Annotated in this window: 13 protein-coding genes and 2 rRNA genes (1 of these 15 only partly in view); 13 read left to right on the forward strand and 2 right to left on the reverse strand. The window is 73.0% G+C overall.

All coding sequences use genetic code 11. From position 1 onward, the window contains the following. The 11 genes from ACF9IK_RS23720 to ACF9IK_RS23770 form a co-directional block, all read left to right on the forward strand. Positions 1-1,395 (forward strand): 23S ribosomal RNA (locus tag ACF9IK_RS23720) (it extends 1,723 nt beyond the left edge of the window). A gap of 79 nt (positions 1,396-1,474) precedes the next feature. Then, a 5S ribosomal RNA gene (rrf, locus tag ACF9IK_RS23725) occupies positions 1,475-1,591 on the forward strand. A 220-nt stretch (positions 1,592-1,811) separates the two neighbouring features. Continuing rightward, positions 1,812-3,227, forward strand: a complete 1,416-nt coding sequence (locus ACF9IK_RS23730) for a sensor histidine kinase (RefSeq protein WP_395296129.1) — start codon at positions 1,812-1,814, stop codon at positions 3,225-3,227. Further along, positions 3,179-3,844 carry a response regulator transcription factor gene (locus ACF9IK_RS23735; RefSeq protein ID WP_395296130.1) on the forward strand — a complete coding sequence of 222 codons (666 nt, stop codon included), beginning with the start codon at positions 3,179-3,181 and terminating at the stop codon, positions 3,842-3,844. Before ACF9IK_RS23730 ends, ACF9IK_RS23735 begins: the two co-directional genes overlap by 49 nt. Positions 3,845-4,040: 196 nt before the next feature. After that, complete coding sequence (locus ACF9IK_RS23740) at positions 4,041-5,675, forward strand: DUF2637 domain-containing protein (RefSeq protein ID WP_395296131.1); 1,635 nt, start codon at positions 4,041-4,043, stop codon at positions 5,673-5,675. Between the two features lie 192 nt (positions 5,676-5,867). Further along, on the forward strand, positions 5,868-7,157 hold the full coding sequence (locus ACF9IK_RS23745) for a DUF6986 family protein (RefSeq protein WP_395296132.1): 1,290 nt from the start codon (positions 5,868-5,870) through the stop codon (positions 7,155-7,157). A 200-nt stretch (positions 7,158-7,357) separates the two neighbouring features. Next, complete coding sequence (locus ACF9IK_RS23750) at positions 7,358-8,014, forward strand: YigZ family protein (protein WP_395296133.1); 657 nt, start codon at positions 7,358-7,360, stop codon at positions 8,012-8,014. A gap of 170 nt (positions 8,015-8,184) precedes the next feature. After that, positions 8,185-8,496 (forward strand): cupin domain-containing protein, encoded by a 312-nt coding sequence (locus tag ACF9IK_RS23755; RefSeq protein WP_395296134.1) that lies wholly within the window; start codon positions 8,185-8,187, stop codon positions 8,494-8,496. A gap of 328 nt (positions 8,497-8,824) precedes the next feature. After that, positions 8,825-10,594, forward strand: coding sequence for a hypothetical protein (locus ACF9IK_RS23760; RefSeq protein ID WP_395296135.1), 1,770 nt, complete (start codon positions 8,825-8,827; stop codon positions 10,592-10,594). A 113-nt stretch (positions 10,595-10,707) separates the two neighbouring features. Further along, a complete protein-coding gene (locus ACF9IK_RS23765) occupies positions 10,708-12,441 on the forward strand; it encodes a restriction endonuclease (RefSeq protein WP_395296136.1) in 1,734 nt (577 codons plus the stop codon). 284 nt (positions 12,442-12,725) lie between these two features. Next, a complete protein-coding gene (locus ACF9IK_RS23770; RefSeq protein ID WP_395298665.1) occupies positions 12,726-13,478 on the forward strand; it encodes a ZIP family metal transporter in 753 nt (250 codons plus the stop codon). Between the two features lie 95 nt (positions 13,479-13,573). Here the strand turns inward: ACF9IK_RS23770 and ACF9IK_RS23775 are convergent, their stop codons facing one another. Further along, positions 13,574-14,479, reverse strand: coding sequence for a LysR family transcriptional regulator (locus tag ACF9IK_RS23775; protein ID WP_395296137.1), 906 nt, complete (start codon positions 14,477-14,479; stop codon positions 13,574-13,576). Positions 14,480-14,597: 118 nt separating this feature from the next. Here ACF9IK_RS23775 and ACF9IK_RS23780 point away from each other — a divergent pair, with 118 nt between their 5' ends. Beyond that, positions 14,598-15,539 carry an EamA family transporter gene (locus ACF9IK_RS23780; protein WP_395298666.1) on the forward strand — a complete coding sequence of 314 codons (942 nt, stop codon included), beginning with the start codon at positions 14,598-14,600 and terminating at the stop codon, positions 15,537-15,539. On the opposite strand, the gene ACF9IK_RS23785 is transcribed toward ACF9IK_RS23780, so the two are convergent. Continuing rightward, the gene (locus tag ACF9IK_RS23785) at positions 15,430-16,020 is read right to left on the reverse strand and encodes a MarR family winged helix-turn-helix transcriptional regulator (RefSeq protein ID WP_395296138.1); all 591 of its coding nucleotides are present in this window, start codon (positions 16,018-16,020) and stop codon (positions 15,430-15,432) included. The genes ACF9IK_RS23780 and ACF9IK_RS23785 overlap by 110 nt on opposite strands. A 231-nt stretch (positions 16,021-16,251) precedes the next feature. Between ACF9IK_RS23785 and ACF9IK_RS23790 the strand changes: the two genes are divergently transcribed. Beyond that, a complete protein-coding gene (locus ACF9IK_RS23790) occupies positions 16,252-16,587 on the forward strand; it encodes a DUF2218 domain-containing protein (RefSeq protein ID WP_395296139.1) in 336 nt (111 codons plus the stop codon). The last annotated feature ends 8 nt before the right edge of the window (positions 16,588-16,595 follow it).

Genomic DNA, 16,595 nt, shown 5'->3' on the forward strand with positions numbered 1-16,595 from the left:
AGCCTGAGACCTGATGCCGAGCCGATTGTGGTGAAGTGGATGATCCTATGCTGTCGAGAAAAGCCTCTAGCGAGTTTCATGGCGGCCCGTACCCCAAACCGACTCAGGTGGTCAGGTAGAGAATACCGAGGCGTTCGGGTGAACTATGGTTAAGGAACTCGGCAAAATGCCCCCGTAACTTCGGGAGAAGGGGGGCCATTCCTGGTGATGACACGTGCTGTCTGAGCTGGGGGTGGCCGCAGAGACCAGCGAGAAGCGACTGTTTACTAAAAACACAGGTCCGTGCGAAGCCGTAAGGCGATGTATACGGACTGACGCCTGCCCGGTGCTGGAACGTTAAGGGGACCGGTTAGCTAGAGTTCGCTCTGGCGAAGCTGAGAACTTAAGCGCCAGTAAACGGCGGTGGTAACTATAACCATCCTAAGGTAGCGAAATTCCTTGTCGGGTAAGTTCCGACCTGCACGAATGGCGTAACGACTTCTCGACTGTCTCAACCATAGGCCCGGTGAAATTGCATTACGAGTAAAGATGCTCGTTTCGCGCAGCAGGACGGAAAGACCCCGGGACCTTTACTATAGCTTGATATTGGTGTTCGGTTCGGCTTGTGTAGGATAGGTGGGAGACTTTGAAGCGGCAACGCCAGTTGTTGTGGAGTCGTCGTTGAAATACCACTCTGGTCGTGCTGGATGTCTAACCTGGGTCCGTGATCCGGATCAGGGACAGTGTCTGGTGGGTAGTTTAACTGGGGCGGTTGCCTCCTAAAGGGTAACGGAGGCGCCCAAAGGTTCCCTCAGCCTGGTTGGCAATCAGGTGTTGAGTGTAAGTGCACAAGGGAGCTTGACTGTGAGACTGACGGGTCGAGCAGGTACGAAAGTAGGGACTAGTGATCCGGCGGTGGCTTGTGGAAGCGCCGTCGCTCAACGGATAAAAGGTACCCCGGGGATAACAGGCTGATCTTCCCCAAGAGTCCATATCGACGGGATGGTTTGGCACCTCGATGTCGGCTCGTCGCATCCTGGGGCTGGAGTAGGTCCCAAGGGTTGGGCTGTTCGCCCATTAAAGCGGTACGCGAGCTGGGTTTAGAACGTCGTGAGACAGTTCGGTCCCTATCCGCTGTGCGCGTAGGAGTGTTGAGAAGGGCTGTCCCTAGTACGAGAGGACCGGGACGGACGAACCTCTGGTGTGCCAGTTGTTCTGCCAAGGGCATGGCTGGTTGGCTACGTTCGGGAGGGATAACCGCTGAAAGCATCTAAGCGGGAAGCCTGCTTCGAGATGAGCACTCCCACCTCCTTGAGAGGGTAAGGCTCCCAGTAGACGACTGGGTTGATAGGCCGGATATGGAAGCCCTGTGAGGGGTGGAGTTGACCGGTACTAATAGGCCGAGGGCTTGTCCTCAGTTGCTCGCGTCCACTGTGTTGTTCTGAAACAACGACCCCCGCCATCGATGGGTGGGCGGTAGATAGTTTCATAGTGTTTCGGTGGTCATAGCGTGAGGGAAACGCCCGGTTACATTCCGAACCCGGAAGCTAAGCCTCACAGCGCCGATGGTACTGCAGGGGGGACCCTGTGGGAGAGTAGGACGCCGCCGAACAATTCTTCTGAAGAACCCCCGGTCCGGGAACGGATCGGGGGTTCTTCGCATTTCCGGGGCAAATACCCGGCCGCCGCGAGCCCGGAAAGCGCGGGAGGTCTGGAACCGCGCGGGGGTGGTGCTAGGTCCACCTCCGCAATGGGGTACGACGGCCAGTGCCCCGTAGACGGCGTTCGGGAACACTGATCCAGGACGATCGGGACCGGCCTCAGGAGCATCCGTGACAGCAGCGACTCGAACCAGCGGCGCGACCGTGCGCGCTCAGGCGGAGGAAGCACTCACGTCGAGCGGCCGCGGCCTGGCCCGGCTCGGCCTCCTGGTGCTGGGCATCCTCCCGGTGACGGTGATGCCGTTCGTGGCGGCCCTGATGGCGGGCGGGGCGGTCGCCTCGGTCCTGGATCCGTACAGCATGGGGGAGCTGTTCGCCGTGGTGGCGGCCGGCGTGGGGGGTGCCGCGGTGGCGGCCCTCTTCGTCCGCCGGGTCGCCCGCCGGACGCGCGACCAGCTGTCCCGCTGGTACGGCATGAGGCTGCCCGTGTCGTACACCCCCCGGCCGGCTCTGGAGAGGGACGAACGCGGTCACTGGTGGACGGGGTACTCGTACCACCGCTCGCACGGCATGGCGCGGATCGCCCAGCTGCTGCACTGGGGGCTGCGCGACCGGGCGACCCGCGCGGAGGTCCTCTGGCTGGCGGTCGGTCCGATCGTGGTTCTGGGCCTCGCCGTGCCGGTGGCCGCCCTGTTGTTCCTGGGACTCGGCTGCACCTTCGCCTTCAACGATCCGGTGCTCGTCGACGGCTACGGGGCGGGCAGCGATCGGATGCTGTCGATGCTGCTGAACGGCCTGCTCGGGCTGGGGCTGATGGCCGCCGGAGTGGCGGTGGCTCCGCTCGCGGTCCGTGCGTACGCGGAGATCGCCTGCCGCGTACTGCGCCAGGGCGACCGTGCCTCGCACGCTCAGCTGACCAAGCGGGTGGCCGAGCTGACCGAGACCCGGGCGGATGCGGTCGGGAACCAGGCGGCCGAGCTGCGGCGGATCGAGCGCGACCTGCACGACGGCGCACAGGCGCGGCTGGTCGCGATCGGGATGACGCTGGGCACGATCGAGCACCTGATGGACACCGACCCGACGGCGGCCCGCGAACTGCTCTCGGAGGCGCGGCAGTCCTCGGCCCGGGCGCTGCAGGAGCTGCGTGACCTGGTCCGCGGCATCCACCCTCCGGTGCTCGCCGAGCGCGGGCTGGGCGACGCGGTGCGGGCACTGGCCCTGGACAGCGCGCTGCCGACGGAGGTCTGCGTCAGCCTGCCGGACCGGCCGCCGGCCCCGGTGGAGGCGGCCGCCTACTTCAGCATCTGCGAGCTGTTGGCCAACGCCGCCAAGCACTCGGGTGCGGAGCAGGTCTGGGTGGACATCCTCTACCGGGCCGGGACGCTGCGGATCACGGTGACGGACGACGGTGTCGGTGTGGCGGACCCCACCCGGGGGACCGGCCTGCGCGGGATCGAGCGGCGATTGGGTACCTTCGACGGTGTCCTCGCCATCGACAGTACGTCGGGCGGTCCGACCACCATTACCTTGGAGCTGCCGTGCGAGTTGTCCTCGCCGAGGACCTCTACCTCCTCCGTGAAGGTCTGATCCGCCTGTTGGAAGCGCACGGCTTCACCATCGCCGCCGCCGTGGAGACCGGGCCGGAGCTGCTCGATGCGTTGCTGACCCACCGTCCGGACGTCGCCGTCGTGGACGTCCGGCTGCCACCGACGCTGACCGACGAGGGGCTGCAGGCGGCCCTGAAGGCCCGGCGGGAGATCCCGGGCCTGCCCGTCCTGGTTCTGTCACAGCACGTGCAGCAGCTGTACGCGCGGGAGCTGCTGGCGGACGGCACCGGCGGCGTCGGCTACCTGCTGAAGGACCGGGTGTTCAACGCCGAGCAGTTCATCGACGCGGTCCGCCGGGTGGCTGCCGGTGGCACGGCGATGGACCCGGACGTGATCGCCAAGCTGATGCAGAGCACGTCCCGCCGCTCGGGCCCGCTGCAGCGGCTGTCGCCGCGCGAGCGGGAGGTGCTGGAGCTGATGGCGGAGGGCTGCTCGAACTCGGCGATCGCGGCACGGCTGGTGGTCAGCGACGGCGCGGTGGCCAAGCACATCGCGAACATCTTCACCAAGCTGGAGCTGGCCCCGGCCGACGACGCGAACCGCCGGGTGCTGGCCGTGCTCACTTATCTCAACGGCACGGCGGAGCGGGCGCGCTGACGCTCCGACCGGTGGTCGGCGTCGGATCGAGGCAGATGGTGACACTCTGGGCTGCGGAAACGCTGAAACAGCTGTACGAGTAAACTCCGGTGGGCCGAGCCCGGAGGTAGCCCAGCCGTCCGGTGCCCCGACAAGCGGGAACCGGCAGCCCGAGCAGCGTACGGCCGCGGCCGACATCCAGGGGTTGATAGACGTTATGGCACGCCCAACGCTCACCAAGGCTCACCGGGGCCTGCTGGGGCTGGTCGCCGCCGGGGCCTGCCTGATCTCGGGCATAGGTTTCGCCGGATCGTACAACGCGGTGCGCGAGCTCGCCGCGGAGAAGGGGTTCGGCGCCTTCGCCTACGCGTTCCCGATCGGTGTGGACGCGGGCATCGTGGTGCTGCTGGCGCTGGACCTGGTGCTGACCTGGCTGCGGATCCCGTTCCCGCTGCTGCGGCAGACCGCCTGGCTGCTGACCGTCGCCACCATCGCCTTCAACGCCGCCGCCTCGTGGGGTGACCCGCTCGGCATGGGTATGCACGCGGTCATCCCGGTGCTCTTCGTGGTCGTCGTCGAGGCCTCGCGGCATGCCGTCGGGCGGATCGCCGCGATCACGGCGGACCGGCACATGGAGTCCGTCCGGCTGATGCGCTGGGTGCTCTCCCCCGTGCCGACGTTCCGGCTCTGGCGGCGGATGAAGCTCTGGGAGCTTCGCTCCTACGACGAGGTGGTCCGGCTGGAGCAGAACCGCCTGGTCTACCGGGCCCAGCTGCGCTTCCGCTACGGGCGGGGCTGGCGCCGCTCGGCCCCGATCCAGGCGCTGCTGCCGCTCAAGCTGGCCAAGTACGGGGTGCCGCTCGACCCGGCGGTGCTGGACCGGCTGGACGAGGAGGCGCGCGCGGCCCGCGAGGAGCGCGAGGCCCAGGAGCTGCGGGACGGCCGGGCCGTGGCCGCCGCCATCCCGGCGGCAGCGGCCGCAACGCCGGCCGTCGTCGCCGTACCGTCCGCCGCCGTTGCCGCGGCCCCGGGGCCCCGACTCCAGCAGCAGCCCGCCCCGGCCGGTGCTCAGGTCCAGTCCCGGCCGCAGCCGCAGGCCGAGGGGGCGCCCGCGGTGATGCCGGTTCCGGCCGAGGTGGCTGCGCCGATGCTCGCCAAGCTCGCCGCGGTGCGACTGCGTGCCGCGAACGAGCCGGAGGGCGAGCAGGAGCAGGCTCCGCCGCTGCGGGAGGAGCTGAACGTCTGGACCGAGCGCCCGGTCCGCACCACCGGTCCGCACGCCCAGGGCGGGGGCGCGACCGGTGGTGGCCGGGTGCCGGGTCAGGCCTCGCCGTGGTTCAAGCCGCCGCGGCCGACCGGGGCCGAGCCGGCTCCGGAACCGGCCTCCGCACCGGTACGGCAGTCCGCCGCCGCGGTCGCCCAGGGTGTTCCGGCCGCCACACCGCAGGCCGTCTACGCGGAGCAGGCCGTCTACGGGGAGCAGCCCGTCTACGCGGAGCAGGGCGAGTACGTCGAGGAGACCGGGTACGTCGAGCACGAGCCGACGGCCCCGCAGGGTCCGGACTTCGCCGACCGGCAGGATGACCTTCCCGCGCCCGGCCCCTCGGGCGAGCGGACCGGCCCGGCGCCGCGCCCGGGGCACCACCGGCTCGACCCCGAGCTCGCCTACGAGGCGCTGGTCAGCTACATCGACAGCCACGAGCACCAGCCGGACCCGCAGCGGCTCGCCGACTGGCTCACCACGAAGTACGGCGTGACCGGCAACCGCCCGGACGGCTCGGTGCACCCGAAGGACGTCGCCGAGCTCTACCCCGAGCTGAAGGACCGCTACCTGGCCTCCGGGAGGGAGTGACCCGGCGCCTCCCGCCGGACCGACCGCGGCGGGGAATCGCAGCAGGACCGCCGCCCGGGGCCGTCGGCCCCGGGCGGCCGCGTCCACCGCTCGGTCGGCCATTGACGCCCGATCCCGGCGGGACTACCTTCACCTCAACAAATTGTTGAAGCGCTGGCCCGCCCCGGGCCGGCGGGGCGTGGAGGAGGACGGATGTCGCAGGTCGAGGTCGACGGTACCGGACCGGCGGGCGGAGCCTCGTTCTCCGACGCGGCCCGCGCGGCCGTGGACGCGCTGCTCGCCCCGGTCGACGCCGACCTGGCCCGCCGCTACCCGGGCGACTCCGGAACCCGGCAGCCGGTCCACACCGTGTACGTCCCGGCCGACGCCTTCGCCGCCGACACCGTCTGCGAGTGGGGCCGCCAGGCCCTGGAGGCCTTCGACACGCACGCGGGCACCCCGGCCGAGCTGGCCCGAGCACTCGGCGTGGCGGACGACGCGCTGCTCGCCGACGTCCACGCCCGCGTCCGGGCCAAGCTGGAGCGGGAGCCGGTCGAGGACCTGCGGATCGACTTCGAGGACGGCTACGGCCCGCGGCCGGACGCCGAGGAGGACGCCGCCGCCGTCCGCGCCGCCGAGCTGGTCGCCGCCGCGGTGGCGGACGGCAGCGCCCCGCCGTACATCGGGATCCGGATCAAGTGCATGGAGGCGGCCGTCCGGGACCGCGGCATCCGGACCCTGGAGCTGTTCCTCGCCACTCTGCTGGCCTCCGGCGGCCTGCCCGACGGACTGGTGCTGACGCTGCCCAAGGTCACCTACGCCGAGCAGGTCACCGCACTGGTCCGGTTGCTGGAGGACTTCGAGCGCTCGGCGGGGCTGCCCGCCGGCCGCATCGGGTTCGAGATCCAGATCGAGACCACCCAGGCCATCCTCGGCCCGGACGGCCGCGCCACCGTGGCGCGGATGATCGAGGCCGCCGATGGCCGGGCGACCGGACTGCACTACGGGACCTTCGACTACAGCGCCTCCTGCGGGGTCAGCGCCGCCTACCAGAGCATGGACCACCCGGTCGCCGACCACGCCAAGGCGGTGATGCAGGTGGCCGCCGCGGGCACCGGCGTCCGGCTCTCCGACGGCTCGACCAACGTCATCCCGACCGGTCCGACCGAGCAGGTCCACGCGGCCTGGAAGCTCCACCACGACCTGGTCCGCCGCTCGCTGGCCCGCGCCTACTACCAGGGCTGGGACATGCACCCGGCCCATCTGCCCACCCGCTACGCGGCCGTCTACACCTTCTACCGCGAGGGCCTGGAGGCCGCCGCGGCCCGGCTGGCCGCGTACGTCGCCAAGGCCGGCGGCGACGTGATGGACGAGCCGGCGACCGCCCGTGCGCTCAGCGGCTACGTGCTGAGGGGGTTGGACTGCGGTGCGGTCGACCCGGCGGAGGTCACCGCGCTCACCGGCCTGGACCGTGCGCAGCTGGACGCGCTGGCCGGACGGTGATCGGCGGGCGACGGCCATGAGCCCACCACTGCCCGGGACCACTCGGGCAGGGCCTAGGCTGGCGGTACTGCCCCGGACCTCCCGACCTTCGGGTCGGCGGGTCCTCCGGGGGCGGCACCGTCGGCCTTTTCGCGGTCCGCCGCCCGGCCGTCCAGCTGTCCGCCGCCCGCCGTTTCGTTGTCCGGGAGGACCACCGCACCATGTCCGCCACCCCGGAGCCGACCCCCAGGCAGTACCTCACCATCCGGCGTGCGGTCAGCCACGAGATCGAGATCAAGAAGTCCCGCTTCATCTGCCACCTCGCCCGGGTCGCGGACGAGGGCGAGGCCCAGGCGTTCATCGTCGGCATCCGCAAGCAGTACTGGGACGCGCGGCACAACTGCACCGCCTTCGTCGTCGGCGACGAGCAGCGCCGCGAGCGCTCCAGCGACGACGGCGAGCCCGGTGGAACCGCCGGTGTGCCGATGCTGGAGGTGCTGCGCCGGCGCGGGCTGACCGACACCGTGGCCGTGGTGACCAGGTACTTCGGCGGGATCAAGCTCGGCGCCGGCGGCCTGGTCCGCGCGTACGGGAGCTCGGTGTCGGAGGCCGTGGACGCGGCCGGGCTGCTGGAGCGGAGGCCGGTGGTGCTGCTCGCGGTGACCGCGGACCACACCCGTGCCGGCCGGGTGGGGAACGACCTCCGGGCGGCCGGGTACACGGTCAGCGACCTGGTCTACGAGGCGGCGGGGGTGCGGATCGAGGTCGGGGTGCCCGAGCCCGAGGTGGCCGGGTTCCACACCTGGTTGGCCGAGGCGACCGGCGGAACCGCGGTTGCGGTGGCGGCGGGGCGGACGTACGTCGAGGTGCCGGTCTGACCCGGTGCCGCCGTGTTCGGGCGGTGCGGGGCCGCCGTTCCGGGGTGGAGCCGACCGGACGGTTTTCGGCCAGTGTTTCGGACAGTTCGGATCCGGGTGTTCGAAGGTCCGGGCCGTCTCCCTAGCCTGGCCGGAACCGATCAGGGAGCCGACCGGGGAGCCGAGCCGCGATGCCCGTTGTCCAGACCGTCACGCTGCCCCCGGGCGGCAGCACCGGATGGCACTACCACCCGGGCCGGGTCGCGGTGGTGGTGCTGTCGGGGACGCTGACCAGGACGCTGCACGACGGCCGGGTCGAGGTCAGCGACGCGGGGGACTCGCTGGTCGAGGAGGCGGGTCCGCTCCACATCCACGTCGGGCGCAACCACGGCACCGTCCCGGTGGTGCTGATCGCCGACTACGACGCACCGGAGGGCTGTCCACTGGCGGTGCCGGTGGCGGAACCGGAGTGGAGCCGCAGCGCCGAGGCAGCCGGGGACTGAGTGCTTGGCGGGCCCGCGGTGCACGTCGGGGGCCGAGCGCGAGCGCCGAGCGTCGGGTGACGGCCGTGCCTTGCCGATCGGGCCGGCGGCTTGAGCGGATTCACCCCAGATTCACTCGAACGTATTCACGTGGCCTCGATTTGGAACTTCCGCTCCGGGTCGTGGCGTTTCCTGGGCAAGGATCCGGCCGAACCGGACGAACCCCCCATCGATGGAGGACGACGGACCCCACCCCCGCCACGGAGGTATGCGCATGACCTCAGACCGCTCCACGTCGCGCGCCCGCGCCGGTCTACCCGGCCCCAGAGGCCCCGCGACGCCCTACCGGATGACCGTCACGACCGCGCTCCCGCACGCCGACGCCGTCGCCCTGGCCGACCAGCGCCTCGGCGCCTGGCTGAAACAGGAGGGCTGCGAGGAACCCCCGCCGCCGGCCCCCGTACCCGCCCGCTCGGACCGCGCCCACCCCGGCCCGACCGCACGCACCGGACCCGCAGACCCGGCCGCCCCCGCCGGACACCTCGCCGACCCCGGCGGCCGCAACGCGCCCCCCGCCCTCACCGACCCGGCCGGCCATGCGACGGTTTCCGCCGACGCCCCGGCCGAGCGCCTGCGGCTCGGCGGCCGCGTCCTGCTCGATCGCGACGGCGGCCCGCTGCGCGGTAGCGGCGGCCGCTACGACCGCCGCCGCCTGCGCACCCCCGCCCCGCACGGCACCCACCAGCTCACGCTGACCATAGCCACCGGGGCCGACGGTCCGACCTGGGTCCGGCTGGAGGCGGAGACGCACACCACCGGCAGCGGGGTGCGGACGCCCTGCCGGGTGCCGGTGCCGGAGCTGGCCTGCACCCTGCTCCCGCTCCTCGACGCGGCCGACGGCCCGGTCGCCGTCCAGTCGGTGCCGCGGGTGCTCACCGCCGGCGAGGTCGACGGCCTGATCGACGAGCTCTGCGACCCGGAGCGCCGGATGCCCACCGTGGTGGCCAGCGTCCCGGCCGACCGCGGGATCGACGAGTGGGTCGCCGAGGTGGTCCGCCCGCTCTGCGGCCAGCTGCCCGGTCTCGCCACCGCCTACGTCCTCGATCCCGGGGCCCGCACCGAGTTCAACGTCGCGCTGGAGTACCACAGCGTGTACGGCGGCGCGGTGCGCACCTACCTGCCGGAGGTCGATCCGGCCTCCCGGTACGACGGTGCCCGGCATCCGGTGCTGGCCCGCCGCCGGATCGAGGAGGACCTCCGCCGGGCGGCCGGGCTGCTGGCCCGCGAGCCGCGCCGGATCGCCGCCGAGCAGCCGCTGCCGCTGCCGCTGGCGGCCGTGCCCGTGCTGCGGGTGGTGGCCCCGGTCGTGCCGCGCACGGGCACCGGCCCCGACGCGGCCGCGGCCGAGCTCGCGGTCCTGGCCCACGAGGAGCAGCAGGACCGGGCCGAGGAGCAGGCCAGGGCCGACGAGCTGCAACGGGTCCGGCACAGCCTGCGCCGGGAGCGACGCGGCGGGGCCCAGGTCCGGGCGCTTGCCGGGCGCTTCTGCGGGGGTTCCGGCGGGGTGGCAGCGGTGGCCGGCCGCACCGGGCGCCTTCCCGGCGGCCCCGGGACCCCCGGGGTCCCCGGCATTCCGGGCACCTTCACCGAACTCATGGCCAGGATCGAGGAGTTCCCGCTGCTGACCTTCACGGGCGACCAGAAGTCCGCGCTCGCGCTGGACGAGATGCAGTGCCCCGGGGCGGGCTGGGCGCGACTCACCTGGGACGGCCTGACCGCCCTTCAGGAGTACGCCGAGGCCGCGGTGCGGGGGGAGGCGGGCGGCGACTTCAAGCAGTGGTGCGAGCACACCCCGGCCGGCTGCCACCGCTTCCCGCCCCGCAAGGCGGTGCGCGGGGAGTCCCGGACGGTGTTCAGCCACACCAAGTGGAAGCGGGAGCGGATGCTGCCCGTACCGGAGTGCGTGGACGCCTCGCGGCGCGCGTTCATGGGCGCGCACCTGCGGATCGGCGGCGGGCGGACCGCCCCGCGGCTGCACTACCTCGACGACTGCTCGGGCAGTGGCCGGATCTATGTCGGCTACATCGGCCTGCACCTGACCAACACCAGGACCAACTGAGAGGCTTGGCTGACCGGTGCGCCCGTTCGGTGGACAATGACCGACAGGGGCGGGCCGCGGGGTCGCCGGCCGGCCCGGGCAGGTGCCGGACGAGTATGGGGGAACGACCACCGATGCAGTACTCAGCTGACGGCCACTCGGACGGCGCGGTCACGGCCCCTCAACCCGGTTTTCTGGCGTCGGTCTTCCGGGACCTCGGTGTCGAGGGGCCGGGAGGTCCGGACCTGCCCGACGGGTTCGACGGGTTCGGCGGACTCGCCGAGGGGCCCGGTGCAGGAGGACCGACCACCGCGCAGGCCGGTCCGTCGTCCGACGTCCCGTCCGACGCGCCGTCCGGAGCGGGCGCCGCTGCCGACGCCGGTGGGGGTACCGGCGTCGGAACCGACGAGGCCGTCGCCGCCCACGGCCGGGCCGCGGCGCTGACCCACCATCGCACGCTCGCCGTCCAGGCCGAGCACGAGCGGCTGGCCGACCTGCTGCGCCGGGCGGCGCTGCCCGTCTCCGCGATGGACTTCGAGAGCCAGCTGCGCCACTACGAGCCGCGGCCCTTCCCGGCCGGCGGCACCGAGCCGGCCGGCACGGACGCCGAGCCGCGCTGGGAGGACTACGCCCCCGCCGAGCCGCCGGCCGCGGACCCCGACGGATCCCCCGCCCGACGGCTGCTGGACTCCGGCTACCAGCGCGAGCTGGCCCAGGCCCGGCTCACCCACCAGCGGGCCCTGCGGGAGTGGCGCACCCGGCAGGCCGAGGTCGGCAGCCCGGCCGGGGACGAGTCCCGCCGCGCCCACGAACAGGTCGAGCAGGCCCGGGCCCGCGCCGTGCGGGAGTACAACGACAGCCTGGAGGAGTGCCGCCGGGCGTACCGGCTGGCCGAGCCGGCCGCGGTGGAGTCGCTGCTGGAGCGGGCCCTGGCCGCCGCCGAGACGTCCACCCAGGACCTGCCCGCGCCCTGCCGGGCCGTCTTCCGCCCGCTGACCCGCACCGCCGTACTGGACCTCGACCTGCCGGCGCTCGACCTGGTGCCCTCGCTGAGCGGCTACCGGCTCGGTGTGGACGGCGAGACCCTGCCGGTGCCGCGGCCGCCCGCCGACCGGGCCACCGACTACCTGCGGCTGGTCGCCCGACTGGCGTTGCGCGCCCTGCAGGCGGCGGACGCCGTCGACACCGACGAGATCCTGGCGGGCGTGGTGCTCAACGGCTGGCTGCGCGAGGGCGGCGGCGGGGAACCGCTCTGTCTGCTGAGCGTGGACGCCGACCGCGACGCGCTGGCCCGGACCAGGCTGCTGCCGTCGGCCGCCCCCTCCGCGGAGCCCGACGGCGAGGGCGTCTACGCCGATGCCGAGCAGGACGAGGCACTGGTGCGGCTGCGCCAGCTCGGCGCCGCCGTCACCCCGGACCCGTACGCCCGGGCGGCGGTCGAGCCGGCCGCGGTGGCGGGGCCCGCGGTGCCGTCCGCTCCGGACCTCTCGGCCAACGAGTTCGCCCAGCTGGTCCGCGAGCTGCTCACCAGGGGCGGTCTGACGCAGTGGAGCGTACGGCTGCGCGGTCCGGCCGGGCTGGTCGCCACGGGGGAGGGACCGGCGGGCAGCGCCCTGCCGGGCCGCTGGGTGGTCTGGGCCTCCCGGGGCGCAGGGCCGGTGGGGGACGAGGAGATCAGGACGCTGGCGGAGGCGGTCCGCGAGGAGTCCGCCGAGCGCGGACTGCGGCTCACCACCGGCCGGTTCACCGACGAGGCGCTCGACCTCACCGGCGAGGACGGCCACCAGCACATCCACCTGGTCGACGGCGACGGCGTGAGCGAGCTCGCCCGCACCCACCTCGGACTCCCGCTCGCCACCGCCCACTGAGCCGCAGCCGGAGCCGCAGCAGCCGCAGCAGCCGCCGCCTCGGGGCGGCCCGTGTGGGTGGCGGCCGGAGCAGCGGCACGGCGACGGCAGCGGTGACCGAGCCGCCGTCGGTGCGGCTCACCCTGACGGCCCGTCCGGCGGGCGGGCGTGCGGGGACGGCGTGAGGCTGGTGCGCACGGGTGCCGGGGCGGCCGGTCGGGACACGGGGGAGGGGCGGTGGGCACGGTGCCCGGTACGGGGGAGGTGCGGTGACCGCGATCCTGGTGGCCGCCGGTGCGTTCCTGATGACGCTGATCGGCGGCTACGTGGCCCAGCGCACGGGCGACCGGCGTCACCTGGTGCTCGGCTTCGCCGCCGGGCTGATGCTCGGCGTGGTGGCGTTCGACCTGCTGCCGGAGGCGCTGCACCAGGCGCCCGAGGAGGTGCACGGGGTACCGCAGGCCCTGCTGATGTTCGCGGCCGGGTTCCTGACCATCCACATCATCGAGCGCGCGGTCGCGATCCACCGAGGGCACGAGGCCGAGTACGCGGAGCACACCCACGGCCAGCGGCCCGCCCACTCCCACGGTCACGCGCACGGCCACGCTCCCCCGGCCGGGGCGCAGGGCGTCGGCCTCACCGCCGCACTGGCCCTGGTGGGCCACAGCGTGATGGACGGCTTCGCGATCGGCGCGGCCTTCCAGGCCGGGACGACGGTCGGGACGGTGGTGGCCATCGCCGTGGTCGCCCACGACTTCGCCGACGGCTTCAACACGTACACGATCACCCGGCTCTACGGGAACAACCGGCGGCGGGCGCTGACCCTGCTGTCGGCGGACGCCCTGGCGCCGGTGACCGGTGCCGCGATCACCCTGCTGTTCACCATCCCCGAGCGGCTGCTCGGCCTCTACCTCGGGTTCTTCGCGGGCTTCCTGCTCTACCTGGCGACCTCCGACATCCTCCCGGAGGCGCACAGCCCGCACCCCTCGCGCACCACGCTGCTCTGCACCCTCGCCGGCGTCGGCTTCATGTGGCTGGTGATCGGCTTCGCGGGCTGAGCGCCCCTGCCTGCGACCGCGCCGGGCGCCTGCGCGGCACACGAGCAGCGCGACGCGGCCCGCGACGCCGACGCCGGTTCTCGCAGGCGCCCGCCTCAGCCGTCGAGGACGGCCCACCGCTCCCGCATCGCGGCCAGCGCCTCCGTGATCGCCGGGCGCCGGGAGGCCTGGGTGCGCCAGATCGCGAACACCCGGCGGGAGGGCTCCGGAACGACCGGGCGGGAGACCACCCCCGGGGGCAGCGCGCCCCGCCCCAGACGCGGCACCAGGCCGATCCCCAGGCCGGCCGCGATCAGCGCGATCTGGGTCTCGAACTCGCCGACCTGGTAGCGGACGTCGGGCTCCTCGCCGGCCTCGCGCAGCGTCCGGACCAGCCAGTCGTGGCAGATGTTGCCCGGCGGCACGCTGATCCAGCGCTGCCCGCAGAGCCGCCCGACCGGCACCACGGCGAGCTCCGCCAGCGAGTCGTCCGCCGGCAGCAGCAGGTCCACGGCGTCCCGGCCGAGGTCCAGCCGGGAGAGCCCCGCCTGGACCGGCAGCGGTACGGTCGGCCAGTCCTGGACCAGCGCGAGGTCCACCTCACCCCGGGCGACGAGCTCCGCCGCCAGGTACGGGTCGCTCTCCAGCAGCCGGACGTCCAGGTCGGGGCAGCGGAGGCGCAGATCGGCGAGGACCCCGGGCATCAGCCCGCGGGCGCCGGTCGCGAAGGCGGCCACCAGCAGCCGGCCCACCGCCTGGCCGCGCTGCTCCTCCAGCCGGACCTCGGCCTGCTCCACCAGCCCCAGGACCGCCTGCGCGGTGGCGGCGAGCTCGCGGGCGGCGTCCGTCAGCACCACCCCGCGGCCCTGGCGCTCCAGCAGCACCGTCCGGGTCTCGCGCTCCAGCTTGGCGATCTGCTGGGAGACCGCCGAGGGGGTGAAGCCGAGCGAGGCGGCCGCCCCGCCGACCGAACCGTGCACGGCCACCGCGTTCAGCGCCCGCAGGCGCCCCAGATCCATCATGGCGACCATCATGCAGCATCGCTAAAGCATGTGCTTCAGAATTCATCGCTGGTGCTACACGGTTCCCGCCGGTCATCCTCGATCCATGACCGCCACACCGGCCGCCCCCGGCGGCAGCATGAGCCCGCGTCACATCGGCCTGGCCGTCCTGGTCGCCGCCGTCTGGGGCCTCAACTTCGTCCTCATCCACGTCGGCCTGGAGAACTTCCCGCCGCTGCTCTTCTGCGCCCTGAGGTTCGCGGTGGTCGCCGTCCCGGCGGTGTTCTTCGTCGGCCCGCCCAAGGTGGCGTGGCGATGGGTGCTGGCGGTCGGGTTCGTGCTCGGCGTGGTCAAGTTCGGACTGCTCTTCCTCGGCATGCACGCGGGGATGCCGGCCGGGCTGTCCTCGCTGGTGCTGCAGAGTCAGGCGGTCTTCACGGCCCTGTTCGCCGCCGTGCTGCTCCGCGAGCGCCCCGGCGGCCGGCGGCTGGCCGGTCTCGCGATCGCCTTCGCCGGGATCGGACTGTGCGCCGTCGACCACGGGCTCGGCGGCCCGATCGGGGCGTTCGCCCTGGTCCTGCTGGCCGCCGTCGCCTGGGGGCTGTCCAACGTGCTGACCCGCCGGGCCGCCCCGTCGGACGCGCTGCGCTGGATGGTCTGGGTCAGCGCCGTGCCGCCGCTGCCGCTGCTCGGGCTCTCGCTGCTGGTCGAGGGCCCGTCCGAGGACCTGCGGGCGTTGCGCGAGATCACCCCGGCCGGCCTGGGCGCGATCGGGTACGTCGGGCTGGTCTCCACCCTGTTCGGCTTCGTCGCCTGGAGCTACCTGCTGCGCAGCTACGACGCCACCGCGGTGGCGCCCTACTCGCTGCTGGTGCCGGTGTTCGGGATGTCCTCGGCCTCGCTGCTGCTCGGCGAGCGGATCAGCCCGCTGGCCGGCGGTGCGGCACTGCTGGTGATCGTCGGCATCGGGATCACCGCGTCGCGCCCGGGGGCGCTGTCCGCCGCGGCGGGGCGGTGGCCGCGTACGCGGCCTCGGCGGACCGCAGCGCCCGCAGCAGCAGATCCTGTTCCGCGGGGCTGACCGGCCCGAAGTACTCCAGCGCCACCTCGTGCCGGACCTGCCCGATCCGCTCGACCGCGGCGTGGCCGGCGTCGGTCAGCACGATCCGCACGGCGCGCCGGTCGGCCGGGTCCGGGGTCCGCTCGACCATGCCCGCCTCCTCCAGCGCGTCGACCACCGTGGTGGCCGAGCGTGGGGCGATGTGCAGACGGTCCGCGAGGTCGCTCAGTCGCATCGCCCGGTCCGGCAGCTCGCAGCCGGGCACGTGCGCGAGGGTGCGCAGGGCGCGGCCCTGGCCGGGGGTGATGCCGTAGGGCTCCAGCCGTTCGCTGGTGCGGCGGCGGATCCGCTTGATCGCCCGGGTCATCGCGTCGGCCAGTTCGGCGGCGGTGTCCTGCGGCGTCGCCGGGGCGTCGACGGGGGTGCCGTGGGTGCCGTGGGTGCCGTGGGCCGGGGAGTCGGGGGAGGAGCTCGCCGCGTCGTCGGTCGGCGTGGTGGTCATGGGGGCTCTCCTCGGCAGGTGATTCGACCAAGCGTATCGGCCGGTCCGGGAGCCGTGAGGAGGCCCGGGCAGGACCCCGGGCAGGACCCCGGGAAGGACCCCGGGAAGGGCCCCGGGAAGGGCCCCGGGGCCAAGGCGGCCCGGAAAAGTGTTGAGTAAGGCTCACTATCTGGGTTAGCGTAGATTCAAGTGAGGGCACCCTAAGTTCCCTCCCCAGACCTTGGAGGGCCTGTGCCCCGCTCCGAAGCCCGCGTCGCCACCGACCGCCCGGGCCGTTACGCCAAGCAGCTCGCCGCCCACATGGGCCGCAAGATCGAGGCCGACTGGTCCGACGAGACCGGCCGCGGCACCCTCACCTTCCGCATCGGCACCGCCACCCTGGAGGCCGCCCCCGATGCCCTGCTGCTCGCCGTCGAGGGCGAGACGGAGAACCTGCCCGACCTGGAGGACGTGGTCGGCCGTCACCTGGTCCGCTTCGGGACCCGCGACGAACTGGTCGTCGAGTGGCGCCGCGACAACGGCGAGGCCGGCCACGTCCACCGCAACGACGAGCCCGCCGAGGGCTAGCCGGTCGC

Origin of the sequence: Kitasatospora hibisci (genome assembly GCF_043950205.1) — a bacterium.
GTDB lineage: Bacteria > Actinomycetota > Actinomycetes > Streptomycetales > Streptomycetaceae > Kitasatospora > Kitasatospora hibisci.

Coding starts and splice junctions, on each gene's coding strand:
- ACF9IK_RS23740 (WP_395296131.1), top strand. CDS start 4,041: ATGGCACGCCCAACGCTCACCAAGGCTCACCGGGGCCTGCTGGGGCTG.
- ACF9IK_RS23745 (WP_395296132.1), top strand. CDS start 5,868: ATGTCGCAGGTCGAGGTCGACGGTACCGGACCGGCGGGCGGAGCCTCG.
- ACF9IK_RS23750 (WP_395296133.1), top strand. CDS start 7,358: ATGTCCGCCACCCCGGAGCCGACCCCCAGGCAGTACCTCACCATCCGG.
- ACF9IK_RS23755 (WP_395296134.1), top strand. CDS start 8,185: ATGCCCGTTGTCCAGACCGTCACGCTGCCCCCGGGCGGCAGCACCGGA.
- ACF9IK_RS23760 (WP_395296135.1), top strand. CDS start 8,825: ATGACCGTCACGACCGCGCTCCCGCACGCCGACGCCGTCGCCCTGGCC.
- ACF9IK_RS23765 (WP_395296136.1), top strand. CDS start 10,708: ATGCAGTACTCAGCTGACGGCCACTCGGACGGCGCGGTCACGGCCCCT.
- ACF9IK_RS23770 (WP_395298665.1), top strand. CDS start 12,726: ATGACGCTGATCGGCGGCTACGTGGCCCAGCGCACGGGCGACCGGCGT.
- ACF9IK_RS23775 (WP_395296137.1), bottom strand. CDS start 14,479: ATGATGGATCTGGGGCGCCTGCGGGCGCTGAACGCGGTGGCCGTGCAC.
- ACF9IK_RS23780 (WP_395298666.1), top strand. CDS start 14,598: ATGAGCCCGCGTCACATCGGCCTGGCCGTCCTGGTCGCCGCCGTCTGG.
- ACF9IK_RS23785 (WP_395296138.1), bottom strand. CDS start 16,020: ATGACCACCACGCCGACCGACGACGCGGCGAGCTCCTCCCCCGACTCC.